The 19,873-nt window shown below is 64.4% G+C and carries 17 protein-coding genes; 5 read left to right on the forward strand and 12 right to left on the reverse strand.

The features are described from left to right. Positions 1-133 precede the first annotated feature (133 nt). Positions 134-2,869, reverse strand: a complete 2,736-nt coding sequence (locus AAZQ98_RS00195; RefSeq protein ID WP_434689013.1) for an aminotransferase class I/II-fold pyridoxal phosphate-dependent enzyme — start codon at positions 2,867-2,869, stop codon at positions 134-136. 245 nt (positions 2,870-3,114) lie between these two features. Beyond that, positions 3,115-4,068, reverse strand: coding sequence for an Lrp/AsnC family transcriptional regulator (locus tag AAZQ98_RS00200; protein WP_434689015.1), 954 nt, complete (start codon positions 4,066-4,068; stop codon positions 3,115-3,117). A gap of 241 nt (positions 4,069-4,309) precedes the next feature. On the opposite strand from AAZQ98_RS00200, the gene AAZQ98_RS00205 reads away from it, so the two are divergent. From AAZQ98_RS00205 to AAZQ98_RS00215, 3 genes are read left to right on the forward strand one after another with little or no spacing between them, the layout of a single operon-like run. Further along, positions 4,310-5,056 (forward strand): DUF5058 family protein, encoded by a 747-nt coding sequence (locus AAZQ98_RS00205; protein ID WP_434689017.1) that lies wholly within the window; start codon positions 4,310-4,312, stop codon positions 5,054-5,056. Positions 5,057-5,065: 9 nt separating this feature from the next. Then, entirely contained in the window at positions 5,066-5,785 is a 720-nt protein-coding gene (locus AAZQ98_RS00210) for a hypothetical protein (RefSeq protein WP_434689018.1), read from the forward strand. An 11-nt stretch (positions 5,786-5,796) separates the two neighbouring features. After that, a complete protein-coding gene (locus AAZQ98_RS00215; RefSeq protein WP_434689020.1) occupies positions 5,797-7,005 on the forward strand; it encodes an amidohydrolase in 1,209 nt (402 codons plus the stop codon). Between the two features lie 276 nt (positions 7,006-7,281). Here AAZQ98_RS00215 and AAZQ98_RS00220 read toward each other — a convergent pair whose 3' ends face one another. From AAZQ98_RS00220 to mmsB, 5 genes are all read right to left on the reverse strand, one after another. Beyond that, a complete protein-coding gene (locus AAZQ98_RS00220) occupies positions 7,282-8,097 on the reverse strand; it encodes a Cof-type HAD-IIB family hydrolase (RefSeq protein WP_434689021.1) in 816 nt (271 codons plus the stop codon). A gap of 6 nt (positions 8,098-8,103) precedes the next feature. Next, complete coding sequence (gene ppgK, locus AAZQ98_RS00225; protein ID WP_332727753.1) at positions 8,104-8,913, reverse strand: polyphosphate--glucose phosphotransferase; 810 nt, start codon at positions 8,911-8,913, stop codon at positions 8,104-8,106. 70 nt (positions 8,914-8,983) lie between these two features. Beyond that, on the reverse strand, positions 8,984-10,048 hold the full coding sequence (locus AAZQ98_RS00230) for an ROK family transcriptional regulator (RefSeq protein ID WP_105658888.1): 1,065 nt from the start codon (positions 10,046-10,048) through the stop codon (positions 8,984-8,986). 31 nt (positions 10,049-10,079) lie between these two features. Continuing rightward, positions 10,080-11,177 carry an alcohol dehydrogenase catalytic domain-containing protein gene (locus tag AAZQ98_RS00235; protein WP_434690084.1) on the reverse strand — a complete coding sequence of 366 codons (1,098 nt, stop codon included), beginning with the start codon at positions 11,175-11,177 and terminating at the stop codon, positions 10,080-10,082. Positions 11,178-11,179: 2 nt separating this feature from the next. Next, positions 11,180-12,124, reverse strand: a complete 945-nt coding sequence (gene mmsB / locus AAZQ98_RS00240; RefSeq protein ID WP_434689024.1) for a 3-hydroxyisobutyrate dehydrogenase — start codon at positions 12,122-12,124, stop codon at positions 11,180-11,182. A 141-nt stretch (positions 12,125-12,265) separates the two neighbouring features. On the opposite strand from mmsB, the gene AAZQ98_RS00245 reads away from it, so the two are divergent. Beyond that, positions 12,266-13,195: a LysR family transcriptional regulator gene (locus AAZQ98_RS00245; protein WP_434689025.1), complete on the forward strand. Its 930-nt coding sequence runs from the start codon at positions 12,266-12,268 to the stop codon at positions 13,193-13,195. Between the two features lie 7 nt (positions 13,196-13,202). On the opposite strand, the gene AAZQ98_RS00250 is transcribed toward AAZQ98_RS00245, so the two are convergent. Both AAZQ98_RS00250 and AAZQ98_RS00255 read right to left on the reverse strand, forming a co-directional pair. Beyond that, positions 13,203-13,745, reverse strand: a complete 543-nt coding sequence (locus tag AAZQ98_RS00250; protein WP_434689026.1) for a hypothetical protein — start codon at positions 13,743-13,745, stop codon at positions 13,203-13,205. 290 nt (positions 13,746-14,035) lie between these two features. Further along, the gene (locus tag AAZQ98_RS00255; protein WP_133834904.1) at positions 14,036-15,415 is read right to left on the reverse strand and encodes an MFS transporter; all 1,380 of its coding nucleotides are present in this window, start codon (positions 15,413-15,415) and stop codon (positions 14,036-14,038) included. Between the two features lie 174 nt (positions 15,416-15,589). On the opposite strand from AAZQ98_RS00255, the gene AAZQ98_RS00260 reads away from it, so the two are divergent. After that, positions 15,590-15,940: a CHY zinc finger protein gene (locus tag AAZQ98_RS00260; protein ID WP_434689028.1), complete on the forward strand. Its 351-nt coding sequence runs from the start codon at positions 15,590-15,592 to the stop codon at positions 15,938-15,940. On the opposite strand, the gene AAZQ98_RS00265 is transcribed toward AAZQ98_RS00260, so the two are convergent. The 3 genes from AAZQ98_RS00265 to AAZQ98_RS00275 form a co-directional block, all read right to left on the reverse strand. Beyond that, positions 15,937-16,386, reverse strand: coding sequence for a universal stress protein (locus tag AAZQ98_RS00265; protein ID WP_133834905.1), 450 nt, complete (start codon positions 16,384-16,386; stop codon positions 15,937-15,939). The two genes, AAZQ98_RS00260 and AAZQ98_RS00265, sit on opposite strands and share 4 nt — an antisense overlap. Before the next feature lie 50 nt (positions 16,387-16,436). Next, positions 16,437-17,642 carry an NAD(P)/FAD-dependent oxidoreductase gene (locus AAZQ98_RS00270; protein ID WP_434689030.1) on the reverse strand — a complete coding sequence of 402 codons (1,206 nt, stop codon included), beginning with the start codon at positions 17,640-17,642 and terminating at the stop codon, positions 16,437-16,439. 164 nt (positions 17,643-17,806) lie between these two features. Then, the gene (locus AAZQ98_RS00275; protein WP_434689032.1) at positions 17,807-19,696 is read right to left on the reverse strand and encodes a BCCT family transporter; all 1,890 of its coding nucleotides are present in this window, start codon (positions 19,694-19,696) and stop codon (positions 17,807-17,809) included. Positions 19,697-19,873: the final 177 nt, after the last annotated feature.

The raw sequence follows: 19,873 nt of genomic DNA on the forward strand, positions 1-19,873 counted from the left end.
CATTCGGTGCGCGAATCAGGGCCTTTGCCGTGACGGCACCTGTTCTTGCGTGCAGCGTTCTTCCCCGCGAAAGCCGGAACCTACCCGGGGATGCCGGGTGGGTTCGCAAGCTGTGACGAGCCGCTCTTCGCGCTCAGGATTGCTGCGCCGCGACCTGTTCCAGGGCTTCGCAGGTGAACACCTGGTAGCCCAGGTCCTGGTGGTAGCCGTGGATCTCTCTGGTATCGAGCCGGTCCATGTAATCCAGAATGCACAGGGTAATGACCTGGCCGGGGACCAGCACCGGGAATCCCGGCGGGTACGGGGTGACGAATACCGCCGACACCACGCGTTCTCCGTTCACCAGCTGGGTGCGGATCTGCGCCGATGACAGGAAATGCGTCGCCGGGTCCTGGTAGGTCAGGTAGTAGGCCGAACGCATGTCCCCGCTGCCGCCGCCTCCTGCGAATTCTGGAGCGAAGGCGCTGAAATCCGGCAAGGGAATCTGTTCGGCCGCAGGCTTCTTGCCCAGCGCCAGCACTCGCCCATCCAGCCGGCGTTTGCGGTCCAGTTCCTCGGCGATCTTCACCAGCACCTCGATCAGGTGCGCCACGGCCGAACGGGTGGTGCCGATATTGGTCATCAGCAGCACCGAGGTGCGGCTGGTCTTGTTGACCTGGATCGAATGCCCATCCATCAGGTACTCGTGCTTGAAGGTGTCCCCGTCCACGCCGGTGCGGCTGATGTCCAGGGTCAGGCGCGAGGGGTCCACCACGAACTCGTCTTCCGCCCAGGCTTCATCCCAGGCTGCCAGCCCGTCGCGCACCGGGTTCTGCGTGGTGGACTGGCGGTACTTCTGCGGGATCAGGTCCGTCGAATGCAGGATCTTGAAATACTTGCCCAGCAGCTCGTTGCGCGCCATGGCCCGCGAAATCGACTGCGCCAAATCGACCTGGCGCTGCACCAGCGCATAGCCTTCCAGCTCGGCCTGGCGCCGGCCGATATCCAGCGAGGCGAGGATCTGGTAGTTCGGCGAGGTGGAGGTGTGGGTCATGTAGGCCTCGCGGAAGGCGTTGAGGTTGCGCACCGCGAAGTCCTGGTCGTAGATGTGGATCATCGAGCCCTGGCGCAACGAGGTCAGGGTCTTATGCGTGGACTGGGTGGAGTACACCCGCAAGCGGACCTGCTCCGGATCCGGAATCAACCGGGTCTCCAGCCAGGCCTGGTCATTCTCCGGGTGCTCCACGGTGCCCGGTGCTGGAAGGGCCGCACGCTGCGCGGCGTAGCGCTGGTGGTAATCCGCGGTTTCCAGCTGCTTTTCCAGCACGGCCGCCACGGTCATGGCGGTGCGCTGGCGGTACACCGGGTGGAACCCTGCGAAGGCGAACCAGGCCTCGTCCCAGAGGAACACCAGATCCGGCTTGATGGCCAGGCATTCTTCCATCACCCGGCGCGGGTCGTAGATGATCCCGTCGAAGGTGCAGTTGGTCAAGGTGAGCATCTTGACCTTGTGCAGCAGGCCCTCGCGGCGCAGCTGCAGCAGCCGCCCCTTGATCTCCTCCAGCGGCACCGCCCCGTACATCGAATGCTCGTTGAGCGGGTAGGCCTCCAGGTAGCTCACGTTCGCCCCGGCGAGCACCAGCGAGTAGTGGTGGGACTTGTGGCAATTGCGGTCCACCAGCACGATGTCCCCCGGGGCGAGAATCGACTGGTGCACGATCTTGTTGGCGGTCGACGTGCCATTGGTGACGAAGTAGGTGCGGTGGCTGCCAAAAGCCCGGGCCGCCAGCTCGTGGGCCTTCTTGATGGAGCTTTGCGGGTCCAAGAGGGAATCGAGCCCGCCGGAGGTGGCCGAGGTTTCGGCCAGCAGCAGGTTCTTGCCATAGAAGTCCACCAGGTCCCTGGCCCAGGGAGAGTTCTGCACCGAACCTGCGCGGGAAATCGGCATGGCGTGGAAGACCCCGCCAGGCCGCTTGGCGTACTTCTGCAGGGCGTTGAAGAACGGGGTCTGGTAGCGTTCGAGCACTTCCGAGACAATCGACAGGTGCAGGTCCATCCGGTCATTGCGCGAGAAGATCCGGCGGAAACGCCCGGTGATCTCGTGGGCAATGGATTCCAGGGCGACCCCGGCGATCAGGTACACCGGGACTTCGGGGCGCAGTTCATCGAGGATGTTTTCCAGGTCCAGCAGGCCCTGGATCTGCCGGGTGGATTGGAAGTAGCCTTCCATCCGCCGGGCTATGAAATTCTTGAGCGTCGAGGAAAGCCGGCGGCGCGTGCGCACATCAAAGCGGGCGGTGAGCACGACGGACTGGATGCCGGGATTGATCAGGATCGCGGCCAGGGCGTCTTCCACGCTGGGCACCACCACGAAGTTGTAGTGGAACGGATCGGTGCGCTGGCGCTGTTCGGCGATTTCTTCCTTGAAAAGCTCAATCTCTTCCGCCGGGCCATTATCCACCAGCAGGATTTCCACCATCGGGGCCTGCACCTTGGCGTTGCCAGGTGCACCGTTGCCCAGCTGGGATGGATCCTGTTCCGCCTCGTCATGGCCTTCAAGGTCAATGTACTGGGTCAGCGTCCTGAAGGTCTGGTTCGCCTGGTAGACCAGCTTCATCGCATCTTCGTACTGGCCGCCGGACATGAGCCGGGAAACCTCGTTGAAGTATTCGATGCCTGGATTCGCCCAGTACGGTTCTATGGCTGCCAGCAGCCCCAGCAACCGGCCGGCTTCCAGCTCATGCTCCGTGCGGCGGTCTTCCTCCTGGTATTCAGAAGAGATCTCGCTGAGCACATAGCCCAAGTGCTCCCACGCGTCCTTGCGTTTGCGCCACGCGCTTTCAGGCGTAGCCGTTCCCTGGTTCGTCCCGTAGGTCAACCTCTTGCTCACGGTTGCCGGTATTCCTTTCACCCCTGCAGCGTTAACTGGTTGTTAACAGCGCGAGCGAAGCCATGCCGCCCGGTATCGTGAGACTATGCCACTTCCGAAGCGGTTCCGAACCGTTGAGGCGATATTACGCATTATTATCGCCTTTCGGCGAAGTGTTCACCTTGCGTTTACCGCCGCTGGCTCCCTTGGGCTGCGGGGGCGAAAAACCGGTGAATTGTTGCTGAACACCTTATCCGGCGGCAGGTTCAGGCGCCGGCCAGCTGTCCGCCGCGCTTGCGGGCACCGAGCACCATCGAGGTGCGCAGCTGGACCATTTCGCCCCAGTTCGTCGTGGCAATGAATTCGTAGAGATCGCGCTGGGTTGGCACCGTGACGTCCACGAGCAATTGGGCATCGCCAGCCACCGCGGCAACATACCTCACCTGCGGCAAGCCGGTGAGCAGGGTCCCCAACGCGTCTACATGGGCCGGGGAGACCTGGACCCAGAGCAGCGCTTCGACCTTGAATCCCATCAGCGCGGGGTCAACCAGCGCACGAATGGTGATGTGCTCGCCGCGCAGCAGCCAATCCAGCCGGCGGGAGACCGAGGTTTCGCTCAGGCGCACTTGGCGCGAAATGGTTTCGATGCTTGCCCGGCCATCCTTGCGCAGCACGTCGATGATGAGGTGATCGCTGTCCCCCAGCTCGCCGACGGGGTTCCACGTAGTCAGCTCCCCTCCGGCGCTGGGGGCCAAAGCCGCTTCCTGCGCTGGGCTCAGTTTCCCGCCGCGCCAGGCGCGAATGGTCTTGAAGTATTTAAGGATCGGGTAGATCTGGATATTGCTCAGGCCCGGGGTGGCCGGAAGCTGCAACGTCAGGATGTCCTGCAACCCGCCGTCGTAGTGCAGTTCGCTGACGACGTCGCTTTCACCGGTGACCATATAGGTGAAACTGGTGTCGGTTCGCGCGGACAGCGCTTGGCTGGCTACCGGGATCGTTCCAGGCGCGCAGCTCACCGAAGCAATCACGGCGCCGGCGCGATGGGCAATAGCCGCGATCTTCACCTTCCGCTGCTCGAGCAGCGCTGAACCGTAGCGGGCAACGGTACGTTCCGGTTCGCCAATCACCCGGGCTATCTTGCGCCACGTCGCACGGCCATCGACCTGCAAGGCGACGATGATTTGCCGTTCCAGGTCGCTGAGGATGTTTAAATCGGACATAATTCCTGCTTTCAGGCCACAACCGCCGCATGGCGCCGGTGCCACTGCGATCCATATGGAAAAGTTCAGATTATTTCGTCTAAATCCCCACTTCTAAGGCGCAGAGCTGGGGTGATTTGGAGGATTTAGCCAGAATTATGGCTAATCAATCCATATCTTGCCAGAAACATTCTAATCACGGATCGTTGGTACTCGATAGAGATCCAGCTCACATCCACAGTTTCCAGCCCAAGGAGCACTCATGAATCCGCAACTCGTCATGGCAGCAGGTGATCCCGGATCAACCGACATCTGGGCTTTGGCCAACTCGCCGGTCCTCTGGCTTTGTGCGCTGGGTGTCTTCGCTGTCATCTTCGTGCAGTGCATCTTGTATTCGCGGGCGGCAAAGAAAGCAGCCCCGCATGTGGACATGCCGCTTAACGAAGTCAAGGAATCCTTCCGTGCCGGCATGGTCGCGTCCATCGGCCCGTCCCTGGCGGTGGTCCTGGTAGCTATCGCACTGCTGGCCCTGTTCGGCACACCCGCGGTCCTGGTGCGCATCGGCCTGATCGGCTCCGCCGCGGCTGAAACCGGTTCTGCGAGTATCGCGGCCAGCACCATGGGTGCATCCCTTGGTGGCGGCAGCTACACCCAGCAGGTCTTCGGAGTCGCCTTCTTGGCCATGAGCCTGTCCGGCGCGATGTGGATGATTTGCACGCTGATCATGACCCCGCTGCTGAAAAAGGGCGGCGCGTCCATGTCCAAGCGCAACCCGGCAATGATGGCGCTGATCCCCACCGCGGCCCTGCTCGGCGCGTTCTCCGCACTGACCATTGCCGAACTGCCAAAATCCAGCATCCACGCAATTCTGGTGGGAATTTCCGCAGCCTGCATGGGATTGTGCCTGTACCTGGCCAAGGTGCTGAGCATCAAATGGCTCAAGGAATGGGCCTTGGGCATCTCCATCGTCGCTTCCATCGTCGCCGCCTACTTCCTGCACACCGCCTAAGGATCAATCATGACTACGACACCTCAATTGACCGGCGCCGACGCATCAATGGCGCGATTCGAGAAGCAGACCTCGCGCTACGGCTCGATCACCATGGTCATCGGACTGGTGCTCTCGCTGATCGGCCCGATCTACATCGCGTTCTTCAGCGGCCTGCAGATCACCCCGTCCATGATTTGGGTCGCCTTCCTCGCCGTGGGTGCAACCTTCGGCGTGCTGTGGATCGTCGAACCGCTGACCTACTTCCCCATCCTCGGTTCGGCAGCCATGTACCAGGCGTTCATGATCGGCAACATCTCCAATAAGCTGCTTCCGGCGGCGATCGTGGCCCAATCCACCATTGGCGCCAAGCCCGGATCCAAGCGCGGCGACCTGGCCGCGGTCATGGCCATCTGCGGTGCCGCCACCGTCCACCTGACCAGCTTGCTGCTGTTCGTCGGCCTGCTGGGCACCTGGCTGGTTTCCATGATCCCCCTCGAAGTCATCGAGGTGGCCCGCCTGTACATCCTGCCTTCGCTGATGGGTGCCGTACTGGTCCAGAGCATCGTGGCAATGAAGTCGCTGCGCCCCACCATCATCGCCCTGGCGTTGGCCCTGGCCATGAACTTCGTGGTCGTTCCGGCGGCACCAGCGGTGGGCATGTTCGCCACCGCCATCGTGGTCATCAGCTCCATCGTCTTCTCCTGGGTCCTGCGCGACCGCAAGAAAACCTACACCGCAGAAAGCTAGAGGATCATTCCATGCTGAACACCTTCGGGCTCACCGATACCGAAACCCAAACCCTGCACGAGGACTACCTGCACCTGCACCGCACCCCGGAGCTGTCCATGCAGGAGCACAACACCGCAGCGTTCATCGAGTCCAGGCTCGAAGACCTGGGCATCGAGCACTTCCGCTGCGGCGGCACCGGCGTGGTGGGCATCCTGCGCAACGGCGAGGGGCCAGTGGTGGCCTTCCGCGCCGACAGCGACGGGTTGCCCATCGCCGAGGACACCAAGGTGGACTACGCCTCCACCGCCAGGGGCCTGCTGGCTGATGGCACCGACGTGCCGGTGATGCACGGCTGCGGCCACGACACCCACGTGGCCAGCGCCCTGGGCGCGGCCCGCGTGCTGGCCCGCAGCACCGGCCAGTGGGCCGGCACCGTGGTGTTCATCTTCCAGCCCGGCGAGGAAACCAGCGCCGGCGCCGCCGCCATGCTCGCCGATGGCCTGTGGGAGCGGGCCCCGCGGCCATCAGCAGTCCTCGGCCAGCATGTCTTCCCCTTCCCCACCGGAATCATCCACATCACCCCGGAGTCGGCGATGGCGATGGCCAACTCGCTGGAGGTTACCCTCTACGGCAAGCAGGCCCATGGTTCCCAGCCGCAGGATTCCATCGACCCGATTGTCCTGGGAGCCAATATCATCACCCGGCTGCAGACCATCACCTCGCGCGAACTGCATCCGCTGGATTCCGCCGTGGTCACCTGCGGCTCGTTCCATGCGGGCCTGAAGGAAAACATCATCCCGGACACGGCGGTGCTCACGCTGAACATCCGCACGCTTACCGAACCGGTCCGCGAGAAGGTGCTGGATGCGGTCACCCGCATCATCAATGCCGAGGCGCAGGCCTCCGGTGCTCCGCAGCCGAAGATCGAGCAGCTCTACACCTTCCCGCGGCTGTACAACGACCCTGAGCAGACCGGCAACGTCGTGGGCGCACTGCGCGGGGAATTCGGGCAGGAACAGGTCCGCCTGGTGCCGCCGCTCATGGGGTCCGAGGACTTCGGCTCCCTGGGCGATGCCATCGGCGTGCCGAACGTGTTCTGGATGTTCGGCGGTGCCGACCCGCAGGATCCAGCACCGGCTGGCAACCACTCCCCGTTCTTCCTGCCCGAATACCGTGGCGCATTGGATTCGGGGGTACGTGCCGCCCTGGCGGGAATCCGCCACTACCTGGGCAACTAGCCAACGCGAAAAGCCGGGGTCCAGGTGAAGGAAAAACCTCCACCCAGACCCCGGCTCGTGCAGATCCGCCCGAACGCTAGCCCTTGGACTTGCGATCGAAAACCCCGCAACCGATCAAGGCGATAAGCACCAGGACTGCGCCCATGATGGCTGTTGTCGATTCCATGGTCCATTCCCCTTTTGCCCAATAGCACCCAGCAGGTTCACTCGAGGCCCGAGCCTAGCGGAAATCGGCCGCCGCCGGCATCGGCCCCAAGAGGTATCTTGCCCGTAGCTTCAGAGCCGGGTACGCCCATCGAGGTAGGCGCCGAGCACCTGCAGCACACCGTGCTCGAGGTTGGAAGGCGCGGTGAAGTTCGCGGCTTCTGCCACCACAGGATGCGCATTGGCCATGGCGAAGGAGTACGTGGCGGCCTTGATCATTTCCAGGTCATTGGGGTAGTCGCCGAAAACTGCTGTTTCATCCGCGCTGATTCCCAGCTTGTCCTGCAAGGCTGCCAGGGCCAGTCCCTTGTGCACGCCGTGGTTCATGGCATCCACCCAGTGGCTGCCGGAGATCACCACCTGCAGCGGCACCTGCAGCGCTGCCGCCATTTCCTGCACGGCGCCGGTGCCGACGTTGACGGCCATCTTGATGATCTGGTCCTGGACCTGGGCCAGGTCGTCAACCACCTGCACGGCGCGGTAGTACGGGGCCACGGCGTTGGCAAACCGCTCATCGGCGCGCTCCACATAGGCGGTGCGGCGTCCGCACAGCACCAATCCGGCATCCAGCGCCGCTTGCCTGCGCACGGCCTGGATCACGGCGGCTACCGATGGCGGGTCGATGATGTTGGAGTAGATCTCATTCTCGCCGTGCATCACGACGGTCCCGTTCTCGGCAATGATCGCGATCTCCCCCAAGGGGGCGAACTGCTCGCGCAGGGTCGCGAACTGGCGCCCGGATGCTGGCACGAACTTGATGCCGCGGGCCTGGAGCTTGTCGATCACAGCCCACGATGCCTCGGGGATCTTGCCCTCGCCGTCCAGGAAAGTGCCGTCCATGTCAACGGCGACGAGCTTGATCTGGGCCTTCGGGTCAATCGTATGCATAGGTTCCTAGTTGCCGGGTTTCAGCGCGCGATGCGCAGCGCCCAAGACCCCGGCGGCGTTGTTGAATTGGGCAGGCACGATCCTGGCTCGCAGTTCCAGCTGCGGCAGGAACTTTTCGTGGTCTTCGGAGATCGCTCCGCCGATGATGATCAAATCCGGGCTGCACAGGAATTCCACGTGGGACAGGTAGCGTTGCAGGCGGGCAATGTACTGCTCCCAGCTGAGGTTTTCCTCGTGCATGACTCGCGCGGCGGCCTTGCTCTCGGCATTGAATCCGTCGATTTCGAGGTGGCCGAATTCGACATTCGGGAAGAGCACGCCGTCGCGGAAGAAGGCCGAGCCGATGCCCGTGCCCAGGGTCAGCAGCAAGGTGCTGCCCTTGACCGGCTTGCCCTGCTCGGCTCCGGCACCCGCGTAGACCTCGGCCACGCCGGCGGCATCCGCGTCGTTGAGCACAAAGACGTCGCGGCCCAGGATCGCGCTGAAGGTAGCGGTGACGTCTAAGCCGATCCAGGCCTTGTCGATATTGGCCGCCGAGTGCACGACGCCGTCGATGACGATGCCAGGCACGGTGACGCCAGCGGGGATTCCTGCCAACTCGTCGCCGGTGAGCTCCTGCAGGTCGGCAACGATGCCCGCCATCACCTGGGCGACAGCATCCGGATGCGCGCCCTCAGGGGTAGCTGCCTTGCTGAAGGTGCTCTCAACAAGCTTGCCGTCGGTTCCAACCAATCCGTACTTGATCGACGAGCCGCCCAGATCAAGGCCGATGGCAGCGAACTGCGACGTGGATGCCGATGCGTCAGATGGTGCCATCAGTGGTCTCCCCGGTGAAGCAAATAAAATTTTAAGGACTCTTTACAATATATAGCTTGGATCACTTTGGTCAACGTACCCGGTAGTTTTCCCATAAGTTGGCCAAGGCCAGCTCCCGGGCGCCGGCCAAAGCGCCCCGTGCCGCGGCCTCGGTTCCCAAGGTGGACAGCTGAACATGAACCGGTTTGGGCAGCAAGCTGTTCAGTTCGCTTTCCAGCGCCGCGCACAATTGCGGGGTGAGCCCCGGGCCGATTGCCACCACTCGCTGCGGATCAACGAAGCCGATCAGGTTGGCCAGGACGCGGCCGAACGGGGACAAGAAGGCTGGCCAGTTCCGTTCATCGGCCAGTTTTTCCCAGAGCACGCGGGTCTGGAACATCCCGGCCTCGCCGAGCGCATCGCGCAGGTTCGCGGTGCCCACCAGCTGGGTCTCCAGCTCGCCGGCGGTGCCGTGCTTGCCGCGGTGCAGCGCACCGTCGATGACCAGGCCTGCCCCCAGGCCGGAACCGATGTAGATCATCATCAACGAACCGGCCAGCTCCCCGGCTTCGGCCAAGGCCATCCAATTCACGTCGTTGTCCAGCAGCACCGGAACCCCGCCGGCGAACTGGCCGGCAAGGTTGGCCCCGGAGGAAGGGAAAATCGGGGTGGCCAGGACTCGCAGCCCGCCATCGCGCTGCACCGGGGCTGACTGGCTCACGGCCCCGGCCAGCAATGGGGAGCCGAGCTCAGCGGCCACGCGGGAGATCTCGCGGGCTCCCATTTGCTCTACCTGCGCTGCGGTGGTTTGCGCCGTCAGCGGGTAGAAGCGGTCCACCAGCGTCTTTCCGGCCAAGTCGGTGGCGCGCACCTGCAGGAATTCCGCTTGCAGGCACAGTGCCAGCAGGTGGCCGAAGCCGCTGTCCAGCGCATAGTGCTCGGGAACGCGGCCGCGCTTGGGCTCGTTGTCCCGCTCGATGGCCGAGGCCAGGCCGTTCTCCTGCAGGCGCGAGATCGCCTGCGATGCGGTGGGCTTGGAGATCCCCAGATCCGCAGCGATCTGGGTACGGGTCGCCGGGGCTTGGCAAAGGTAATCGAATACCCGGATGTCAGTCAGCGTTGCCAGGGCGCGGGGCCCCGCAGTGGAATCAGTCACCCACCAATCCTACTGGCCTTCTGCCCTGATTTCAGGGCAGCAGAACTTGGCGCACCGACCGTCCCTCGGCTAGTGCATCCAGGGCGTCGTTGACCTCGGCCAGCGGCCTGGTTTCCACGAGTTTCTCCACAGGGAGCCTGCCGGAGCGCCAGAGCTGCTCGTAGTAGGGAATATCCTTCTTCGGCAGGGCAGAACCCATGTAGCTGCCGATGATCGTGCGCGCTCCTGCGGTCAGGCCCAGGGGTTCGATGCTGCTCAGCGCGCCCGGAGCCGGAAGCCCCACGGTCACCAGGGTTCCGCCCACGCCGGTGGCCTGCAAGGCGGTTTCGAAGGCCCGCGGATGCCCGGCGGCCTCGATCACGATTTCGGCGGTGCGCTGACCCAGGGCCTGCGGCGTGCAGGCTTCATCGGCGCCCAAGGCCAGCGCGGTGGCCAGCTTGTCCTCATTGGCGTCAACGGCCAGGATCCTGCCGGTGCTCCTTTGCCCCGCGGCCACCAGCAAGGCGGCCATGCCTACCCCGCCCAGGCCGACGATGGCAACATCCTGGGCGCCGGTTGCCCCGGCGGCATTGCGCAGTGCGCCGCCGCCGGTGAGCACCGCGCAGCCCAGCACCGCGGCCACTTCAGCAGGAACGTCCGCGCCCACCGGGATGAGGCTGCGCGCATCCATTACCGCATAGTCGGCAAAGGCCGAGACGCCGAGGTGGTGATGGACCGGCTGGCCATCGAGGGCCAACCGGCGAGCGCCGGTCAGCAGGGTCCCGGCGCCGTTGGACGCGGTGCCGGCGCTGCACGGCAGCTTGCCGCCCTTGGCGCAGGCTTCGCATTGCTCGCAGCGCGGCAGGAAGACCGAGATCACCTGCTGGCCGATGTCCAGATCCACCCCATCACCCGCCTGCTCGACGATGCCTGCTGACTCGTGGCCCAGCACCATCGGCAGCGGACGCGGCCGGTTCCCGTCGATCACCGACAAGTCCGAATGGCACAGTCCGGCCGCGGTGATGCGCACCAGTACTTCGCCGGGCCCGGGTTCTTCGAGCTGCAGCTGGCGCATCGCCAGCGGCCGGTGCTCGGCATAGGGCCGCTGGTTCTGCCGGCGCTCAAGCACCGCGGCATGGATCCGGCGCATGCTCAGCCCGCGGCTGGCTGGTTGGCTTCGGCCGGCTCCGGGTTCCACCCGCGCACGCCGCCTTCTGGCAGCAGGTTCTTCACGATCAGCGAGCAGTCCTTGTCCCCCAGTCCCTGCTCGATCAGTTCGTCGAAGTGCTCGCGGGCCAAGCTGGCTGCCGGCAGCTGCACCCCGGTGCTTGCGCCCGCGTCCAGGGCCAGTCCGATGTCCTTGCGGGCCAAGTCGGTGCGGAAGGTGGCCTCGAAGTTGTTGTTCGCCGCGGCGGTATCGATGATGCCCGGCACCGGGTACCAGGTCTGCTGCGCCCAGGAGCGTCCCGAGGAGACCGAGGCGATCTGCCAGAAGACTTCCGGGTCCAGGCCCAGGGCTTCGGCCAGCTGGGAGCCTTCGGCGCTGGCCATCAGGTCGATGAACAGCATCATGTTGTTGCAGATCTTGGCGGCAATGCCCATGGAGGGGCCCCCGGCGACGATGGTCTTCCCGCTCATCGGGGCGATGAATCCGGTGGCCTGCTCCATCAGTTCTGGTGCCCCGCCGAGCATGAAGGCCAGGGTCCCGGCCGCGGCCCCGGAGATGCCGCCGGAGACCGGGGCATCGACGAAGTGCAGGCCGCGCTGCGCGGAGCCCGCGTGGATGTAGCGGGAGGTTTCGATGTCCACCGTGGAGGAATCCAGCAGCAGCATGTCCTTGCTGGCGTTGGCCCAGATGCCCGCGTCGCCTTCGTAGACCGCGCGCACGTGCTCGCCTTTGGGCAGCATGGTGAACACGGCGTCGGCCTGGTCCATGGCTTCGGCGATCGATCCGGCGATCTGGACTCCGCCGTCGGCCGCGGCGGCGCAGGCCTGCTCGTCCAGGTCGTAGCCGCGCACGGTGTGCCCTGCGGCCACCAGGTTCGCGGTCATCGGTCCGCCCATGTTGCCCAGGCCAATCCATGCGTACGTGCTCATCTGCACACCCCTCGTCCTTGAGTATTGTCCTTGTCAGGCCAGCGTAGGGGGCGCGGCGTGCCAGACTCAATGCACTGGGGCACGCCAATTGCGCAAGCCTAGTGTGCGCTAGCGCACACGAGGCATGGCAGACTGTGGACCATGGACCGCCAGATCGATTACCGCCATCTCGAATCCCTCATTGCCCTGCTGACCGTTGCGCGCCTGGGCCGCTACACCGCCGCCGCGAATGTTCTCGGGGTGAACCACTCGACGATTTCCCGTCGCATCGACGCACTGCAAAAAGCCATGGGCGGCCACCTGCTCACGCGCTCCCCCAACGGCTGGGAACTGACGGACCTGGGGCGCCGGGCCATGTCCAGCGCGGAAGCCATCGAGCAGGCCGTGGAAGCCATCGGCTCCCAAGAGGAGACTGGCGCATTGGCCGGCCATGTGCGCGTTGCCGCTCCCGACGCCTTCAGCGCCCACCTGGCGGCTCCGGCGCTGGCAAAGCTCCAGGCAAAGCATCCGCAACTGGTCTTCGAGATCGTTTCGGAAACCACCCGTGCACGGCAGACGCGGACCGGCATGGATTTGGAGATTGTCATTGGCGAACCCAGTGTCCGCAAGGCGGCCTCCACAAAACTCCTGGATTACGAGCTGCGGCTCTACGCCACGGCCGAGTACCTGGAAGCCCACGGCACCCCGGCACAGGTTGCCGACCTGGCCGGGCATAGCCTGAACTACTACATCGACACCGCACTGACGGTGGACAAGCTCGACGAGGCCACCGCCGCCTTGCCGCCGATGCACCGCGCGATTTCTTCCACCAGCATCGCGGTGCAATATGCGGCCACCATGAACCATGCAGGCATCGGCTTGCTCCCCACTTTCCTCTCGGAGCACTACCCGAATATGGTTCCCGTGCTCCATGACCAGTTCACCTACCAGTCCGAGTACTGGCTGGTGGGACGCGAAGAAGCCTTGCGCAGCCGCGCGGTCCAGGAGACGGTGCGCGCGCTCAACGATGCAGCCACCGCCGGCGACTGGTTCATCCCGCCATTCCCGGCGTACAACCTGTCCTCCGGCTAGGCGCCCTTCACCGTGGCCCGTCGGGTTCCCAGTCCACGATGGCCTGCCGCAGCTGCTCCACTGATCGGGCGCTATCCAGCCGGAGCACCGGACGGACTTCATTCTCCAGCCAGGCCTCATGGCGGGCGCGGCTGCGTCCGCTGAAGTCCGGGTCATCGTAGCCAGCTGCCCACGCCATGAATTGTTCCAGGGCGCCGAGTTCCAGGGATTGCCCGCTCAGCCGCTGCTTCTCGCGTTCTGCAAGACGGCGCAGGCGCACTTCGGGATCCAGCGCCAGGAAAACGAAGGCATCGCATTGCGACAGGACTTCTTCTCCCCATCCCTGCACTGATCCGGACAGTACCCAGGCCTTGCGCGGAACGAAGACCTGGTTCATGAGCATGGTTCGGGCAGCCGGCGCACGCTGCTCGCGGTATGGAGGATCGGTCGGAACCCAGAAGTAGTCATCGCTATCGGCATGCGGCACGGACCAGGCATCGGCCACGGCGCGCGCGAGGGTCGTGGTGCCACTGCCGCTGGCACCGAAGATATGCAGCCTGCACCGCTTCATCCAGAGCCCCGTCGGCAACCTTGGCTACTTTTCATCATTCTTCTTGCTGCTCCGGCGCCGCCCGTATGAAGCGCAAGCGGCAACGAAGCCAATACCGAACAGGAACGCCAACAGGTACTCGATTCCCATCTGCCCGTGCACCTCGCAATCGCATCATGCCGGGGACGGTGATGTCCACCGAACCCCGCCCTTCTTGGCTGCCAGACTCGCAGATCGGCAACGACAGCGCAAGCCAATGACCAGCCCCTGTCCGGGGAGCTGGCCTTCGGCGTCGTGCTGGATCTTGCGGCTTACTTCTGCATCTTCAGTTCATCGCGGGCGGCATTTTCGCCATTCACTGCCAGCCGGTCCGCCTCGTCGATCTCGCCGAGGTCCAGCCCCTTGGTTTCCTTCATGAAGAACACCGCCACCAGGGTGACCAGGGCGGCGAACACGATGTAGCCGGCCACCGGAACCCAGGATCCGTAGACCTTGAGCAGGAAGGTGGCGATGATCGGGGCCATGGACCCGGCCACGATCGAGGTGACCTGGTAGCCCAGCGAGACGCCCGAGTAGCGCATGCGGGTCGGGAACATCTCGGCCATGATGGCCGGCTGCCCGGCGTACATCAGCGCGTGCACACCCAAGCCCAGCACGATGGTGGCCAGGATGACCGCATCATTGGCGGTATTGAACAGCGGGAAGGCCGCCACGCCCCAGACGGCCATGAGCACCACGCCGGTGGCGTAGACCGGGCGGCGGCCGAGGGTGTCGGTGAAACGGCCGACGATCGGCACCAGGATCGCGTGGATCACGTGGGCGATGAGCATCAGGCCAAGGATCGTGGAGGTGTCCATGTCCAGCTGGGTGGCCATGTAGGTGATGGAGAAGGTCACCACCATGTAGTACATGATGTTCTCGCCGAAGCGCAGGCCCATGGCGGTGAACACCCCGCGCGGGTAGCGCTTGAAGACTTCGCCCACGCCGTAGCCGGCAGCCGCGTTCTGCTCCAGCTCAGCCTTGGCCTCCTTGAAGATCGGGGCATCGGAAACGCGGGTGCGGATGTAGTAGCCGACGACCACAATCACCACCGAGAGCCAGAAGCCGATGCGCCAGCCCCAGGCCAGGAAGGCCGCTTCGCTCAGCGTTGCCGAGAGCACCAGCAGCACCACGGTGGCCAGCAGGTTGCCCACCGGCACTGCGGCCTGCGGCCAGGAGGACCAGAAGCCGCGTTCCTTGTTCGGCGCGTGCTCGGCCACCAGCAGCACCGCGCCTCCCCATTCCCCGCCCACGGCGAAGCCCTGGGCGAAGCGCAGCACGATCAGCAGGATCGGTGCGGCATAGCCGATGGAGTCGAAGGTGGGCAGGCAGCCCATCAGGAAGGTGGTTGCGCCAACCAGCACGATCGCCACCTGCAGCAGGTGCTTGCGCCCGTACTTGTCGCCGAAGTGGCCGAAGACGATGCCGCCGATGGGGCGGGCAATGAAACCGACCGCGTAGGTCAGGAAGGCCTTGATGATGTTATCCAGATCGTTGCCGGTATCCGGGAAGAAGATCTTGTTGAAGACCAGGGTTGCCGCGGTCGCGTAGAGGAAGAATTCATACCATTCGACGACGGTGCCAGCCATGGAGGCTGCTACGACCCGGCGCAATCCCTTGCGCTCGGCCTTCGATGACGTTTCGCTTGCCACTGTGCGTTCCTTCCGCCCACGCCAGTACCCCCTTTGGAACCAGCTTCATCAGCGAGTATGGCCTAGATCACATCGCGAAAGATAGGCGAAACGAGGCATAGTGGGAGGCGGATTCTGCACATTCAGCGTGCATTTTTGCACACGCAGCGGCGGCTGCATGAAAGGTCGAGGATGATGGCTTGGGAAAACCCCGTGCACCAGGTGGCGTTGCGAGGCGTGCGCATGGATGCGCAAACCCGCTGCGCCCACTACCGCTCTTTGTTCGATGTGATCGCGCTGAAGCACGACTGCTGCGCCACCTTCTACCCCTGCCACCTATGCCATGGCGAACTGGCCGATCACGAGGCAACGCCGTGGCCGGCGGACCGGTTCGATGAACCTGCCGTGCTCTGCGGGGTCTGCAGCACGCAGCTGAGCCCGGCGAAGTACCTCGATGCCGATTCCTGCCCGAACTGCCAGGCGCTGTTCAACCCCGGCTGCAAATTGCATCTGGACTTGTACTTCGAGATGAAGCCAGCCAGCTAGTCCCAGGGCAGTTCGTTCTCTTGTGCAGGCTGCTGCGGGATCACCAGCACCGGACGATGCTGCTTGTGGGCCAGGGCCACGGCAATCGATCCGTCCATCAGCTGGGCCATCTTGCTGCGGATCCCCGGACGGCGGGTGCCAACGACGATCATCTGCGCATCGAGCTGCTCGGCTACCGCCGCCAGCACCTTGGCAGGGTCGCCGGCCACGGTGTAGCTCTCGAGCTCGACACCGGTAATCACCGAGGTGATTTCCCAGGCGAGCTCCTCGGAGACCGGGCTGGCCGAAGCCAGCAGGTCGCCCTCGGACAGCTTGTCGGCAATCAGGCGTCCGGAATCAGCGTGGATGCACACCAATCGTGCATCCAGCCCGCGTGCCAGCGCGCCGGCCGCCGCCAAGACCGCCGGGGACATGCCCGATTCCACGCCCATGACCATAGTGCTCATCAGCTCTACCCGCTTCCCTTATTGGCAGTTCCGGTCGAAGGAACTGCAGTTCACAAATCCTTGAGTGCTATGGCCGGATCGCTGAGCCGGTCAGCGTCGATCTCCCGGCCCACCAGCCCGCGCAGGGTGCCATTGACATCCCAGATGTTCACGTTCGCCGCAGCGGTGATTTCCGATCCGTCCTGCCAGAACATCAAGAACTCCCCGGATTCCATATCCCCGCGCACCACCGTCGTATCCCCGGGCGAACCATGCCCGACATATTCCATCCCGAGATCGAATTGGTCGGTGAAGAAGTAAGGCAGCCAGTCATAGGATCCTTCCTCCCCGGCCAGCGTGGCCGCGGCCAGCTTGCCTTGGCGAATCGCGTTATCCCAGTGCTCGACGCGCAGCTGCCTGTGCAATGCGGTGTTGAAGGCCTGGGCAATGTCCCCCACGGCTAGTATCCGCGCGTCGCTGCTGCGCAGCGAGGCATCCACTACGACGCCGGAGTCCACGTCCAGCCCGGCAGTCTCGGCCAGCTGCACATTCGGCTGCGCACCCATGGCCAGCAGCACCAGGTCGGCACGCGAGGAGCCCGCATCGGAAAGCACCTGCAGGTGCCCGTCGGCTTCTTCGATGCCGTGCACCCGTGCAGTGCGCACATCCACGCCATGGGACTGGTGCAGCTCCAAGAGGTGATTTCCAAGCCGTTCGCCGAACACCTTGGCCAAAGGGACCTCGGAGGGCGAGTAGACAGTCACCCGTGCCCCGCGCTGGCGGGCGGCGGCCGCCACTTCCATGCCGATCCAGCCCGAACCCACCACCGCCACCTGGGCGCCCTCGACCAGTCCTGCACGCAGGGACTTCGCATCGTCCAAGGTGCGCAGCACGTGCACTGCGGGCAGGTCGTAACCGGGTATCGGGGTTCGGCCGCCCAGGCTGGCCCGCGAACCGGTGGCCAGCACCAGCTGGTCGTAGTCCAGTGCGCTGCCATCGGCCAGCAGCACCTGCCGCTTGGCGGTTTCGATGCTGGTGGCGGCGACGCCCAGGCGCAGTGCGACATCATGGCTTGCGTACCAGGACGCGTCATGGACGGTGAAGTCCGCCGGTTCCTCCTTGCCCTGCAAGAACCCCTTGGACAGCGGCGGGCGCTCATAGGGCAGCTGCGTTTCCTCGCTGACCAAGCTCAGCGCCCCGGTGTAGCCGAGCTCGCGCAGTTCGCCGGCAACGCTCGCGGCGGCCAGGCCGCCACCAAGGACAACGATCGATTCCATGCTGCACCCCACTGCTCAACGACGATGTACTTTGATCCTCACACCCCATGGCCAGCTTGGCAACCTCTGGCCAGTTCACTGCCGGGAAAAGAAGAAACCGGCGAGCGGGCCGCTGCCTGCGGCCAGCTCGCCGGCTGTCAGGCATCCGCCTGCCCCGGCGGCTGCTACCGCTCGCCGTCCTTCTTCCGGCGCCCGCGGTCTGCGTTCTCCTCGCGGCGGCCAAAGGCCCCGCGGGTGCGCGTCACCCGGTAGTCGATGCGGTCATCGACGTAGCGGCGCAGCTCCGGCTGGTCTTCGAGCGTGGCCCACAGCTCGTCGGAGACGTGCTCGGTGACCCGCTCGAGGCGGAGCTTGGCCTCGATGATCTCCAGCGTCTTGCTCTCGTGGCGCAGCCCCTTGATGGTCGCCACCGCCATCATGATCATGATGATGCTGAAGGGCAGCGCCGTAGCCAGCGAACCGGCCTGCAGCGCCTGCAATCCGCCAGCCATCAGCAGCGCCGCGGCGAGCAAGCCCTCGAGCACCGCCCACAGCACGCGGGACCAGGTCGGCGGGTTCGGGTGCCCGCCGGAGGCCAGCATGTCCACCACCAGCGACCCGGAGTCCGAGGAGGTGATGAAGAAGATCGCCACCAGGATGATTGCCATCACCGAGAGGATCGATCCCAATGGCAGGTCCTGCAGGATCTGGAACAGCGAGCCCTCGGCGGAAACCGCCCCGTCCTGGACCATGTCCCCCGCTCCGAAGAACTGGCGGTACAGCCCCGCGCCGCCCATCACGGAGAACCAGAGGAAACCGACGATGGTCGGCACCAGCAGCACGCCCAAAACGAACTGGCGCACGGTGCGGCCGCGCGAAATGCGGGCGATGAAGATGCCCACGAACGGGGCCCATGCGATCCACCAGCCCCAGTAGAAGACCGTCCAGCTGGAGAACCAGGTCTGGGCTTCCTCGCCCTGCTGGAAGGCGCCGACGTCGAAGGTCATGTTCATCCAATTGGCCAGGTACACGCCCAGGGACTGCACGAAGTTCTGGAACAGGAACAGCGTCGGGCCCAGCAGCAGCACGCTGATCATCAGCAGCCCGGCCATGGACAGGTTGATGTTCGAGAGCCACTTGATGCCTGCGCCCAGTCCGCTGATCACACTCATGGTGGCCAGGAAAGTGATCACGACGATGAGGATGACCAGCAGCGTGTTGTCCACCGAATCCACCAGCCCGATGGATTGCAGTCCCGAGCTGATCTGCTGCACGCCCAGGCCCAGCGAGGTCGCGATGCCGAAGACCGTGCCGAAGATGGCCAGCACGTCGATCACATCGCCCAACCAGCCCTTGACCCGCTCCCCGAGCACCGGTTCCAGCGCCCATCGGATGGAGACCGGACGGCCGCGGCGGTGGATCGCATAGGCCAGGGCCAAGCCGATGACTGCGTAGATGGCCCACGGATGCAAGCCCCAGTGGATGAAGGTCTGGGCCATGGCCAGGCCAGCCAGTTCCCCTTCGGTGCCTTCCCATCCGGGCTTCGGGTCGACGGTGGCGTACATCAGCGGTTCGCCCACTCCGTAGAAGACCATGCCGATGCCCATGCCGGCGGCGAAGAGCATCGCGAACCAGCTGAACAGCCCGAACTCAGGTTTCTCCCCGTCATTGCCCAGGGTGATCCGGCCCAGCTTGGAGAAGCCGATGACGATCACCAAAGCCACGAAGCCGCCGATGATCAGCATGTAGTACCAGCCCAGGTTCGTCACGATCCAGTTCTGCATCGCGTTGAACGTGGTGCTTGCGGTATCCGGCAGCACGATGGCGAACACGGCCACCGCGAGGATCACGACCAGCGCCGGCCAGAAGACCGCCGGAGCGATCCCGCCCTTGCCCAGGCGCACGCCCTGCCGGCGCAGCTTCGCGGTGATCTGCGCGTCGGTGTCATTTTCTGCAATATGCATATGCACCGGAATCGGCGCAGTATGCGGGGATGCCTCCGGCTCCGCGTCCAGCGGCCTTGGCAGCTCGCTGTTGGACTCCGCGGAGTCCGAGTCGTCGATTTTCTGGGTCATCGTCTCCAACCTTCCTTGCATTGTTGTCCTTCTGCTTTACACCCTTGTAGCTTGTGCGCCCAGAAGCAAGCTGATCTGCGATAAAAAGCTTGCGAAGCCGGGAATGGGAGTTTGCGCAAAGTCCTCACCGCCCCTGCTTAAACGTCTGGCGCAGCGGGTAGGGTGCGAAGTAACTCG

Origin of the sequence: Glutamicibacter sp. Je.9.36, assembly GCF_051129975.1 — a bacterium.
Classification (GTDB): Bacteria; Actinomycetota; Actinomycetes; order Actinomycetales; family Micrococcaceae; genus Glutamicibacter.

Coding starts and splice junctions, on each gene's coding strand:
- AAZQ98_RS00200 (WP_434689015.1), bottom strand. CDS start 4,068: ATGTCCGATTTAAACATCCTCAGCGACCTGGAACGGCAAATCATCGTC.
- AAZQ98_RS00205 (WP_434689017.1), top strand. CDS start 4,310: ATGAATCCGCAACTCGTCATGGCAGCAGGTGATCCCGGATCAACCGAC.
- AAZQ98_RS00210 (WP_434689018.1), top strand. CDS start 5,066: ATGACTACGACACCTCAATTGACCGGCGCCGACGCATCAATGGCGCGA.
- AAZQ98_RS00215 (WP_434689020.1), top strand. CDS start 5,797: ATGCTGAACACCTTCGGGCTCACCGATACCGAAACCCAAACCCTGCAC.
- AAZQ98_RS00220 (WP_434689021.1), bottom strand. CDS start 8,097: ATGCATACGATTGACCCGAAGGCCCAGATCAAGCTCGTCGCCGTTGAC.
- ppgK (WP_332727753.1), bottom strand. CDS start 8,913: ATGGCACCATCTGACGCATCGGCATCCACGTCGCAGTTCGCTGCCATC.
- AAZQ98_RS00235 (WP_434690084.1), bottom strand. CDS start 11,177: ATGCGCCGGATCCATGCCGCGGTGCTTGAGCGCCGGCAGAACCAGCGG.
- mmsB (WP_434689024.1), bottom strand. CDS start 12,124: ATGAGCACGTACGCATGGATTGGCCTGGGCAACATGGGCGGACCGATG.
- AAZQ98_RS00245 (WP_434689025.1), top strand. CDS start 12,266: ATGGACCGCCAGATCGATTACCGCCATCTCGAATCCCTCATTGCCCTG.
- AAZQ98_RS00250 (WP_434689026.1), bottom strand. CDS start 13,745: ATGAAGCGGTGCAGGCTGCATATCTTCGGTGCCAGCGGCAGTGGCACC.
- AAZQ98_RS00260 (WP_434689028.1), top strand. CDS start 15,590: ATGGCTTGGGAAAACCCCGTGCACCAGGTGGCGTTGCGAGGCGTGCGC.
- AAZQ98_RS00265 (WP_133834905.1), bottom strand. CDS start 16,386: ATGAGCACTATGGTCATGGGCGTGGAATCGGGCATGTCCCCGGCGGTC.
- AAZQ98_RS00270 (WP_434689030.1), bottom strand. CDS start 17,642: ATGGAATCGATCGTTGTCCTTGGTGGCGGCCTGGCCGCCGCGAGCGTT.
- AAZQ98_RS00275 (WP_434689032.1), bottom strand. CDS start 19,696: ATGACCCAGAAAATCGACGACTCGGACTCCGCGGAGTCCAACAGCGAG.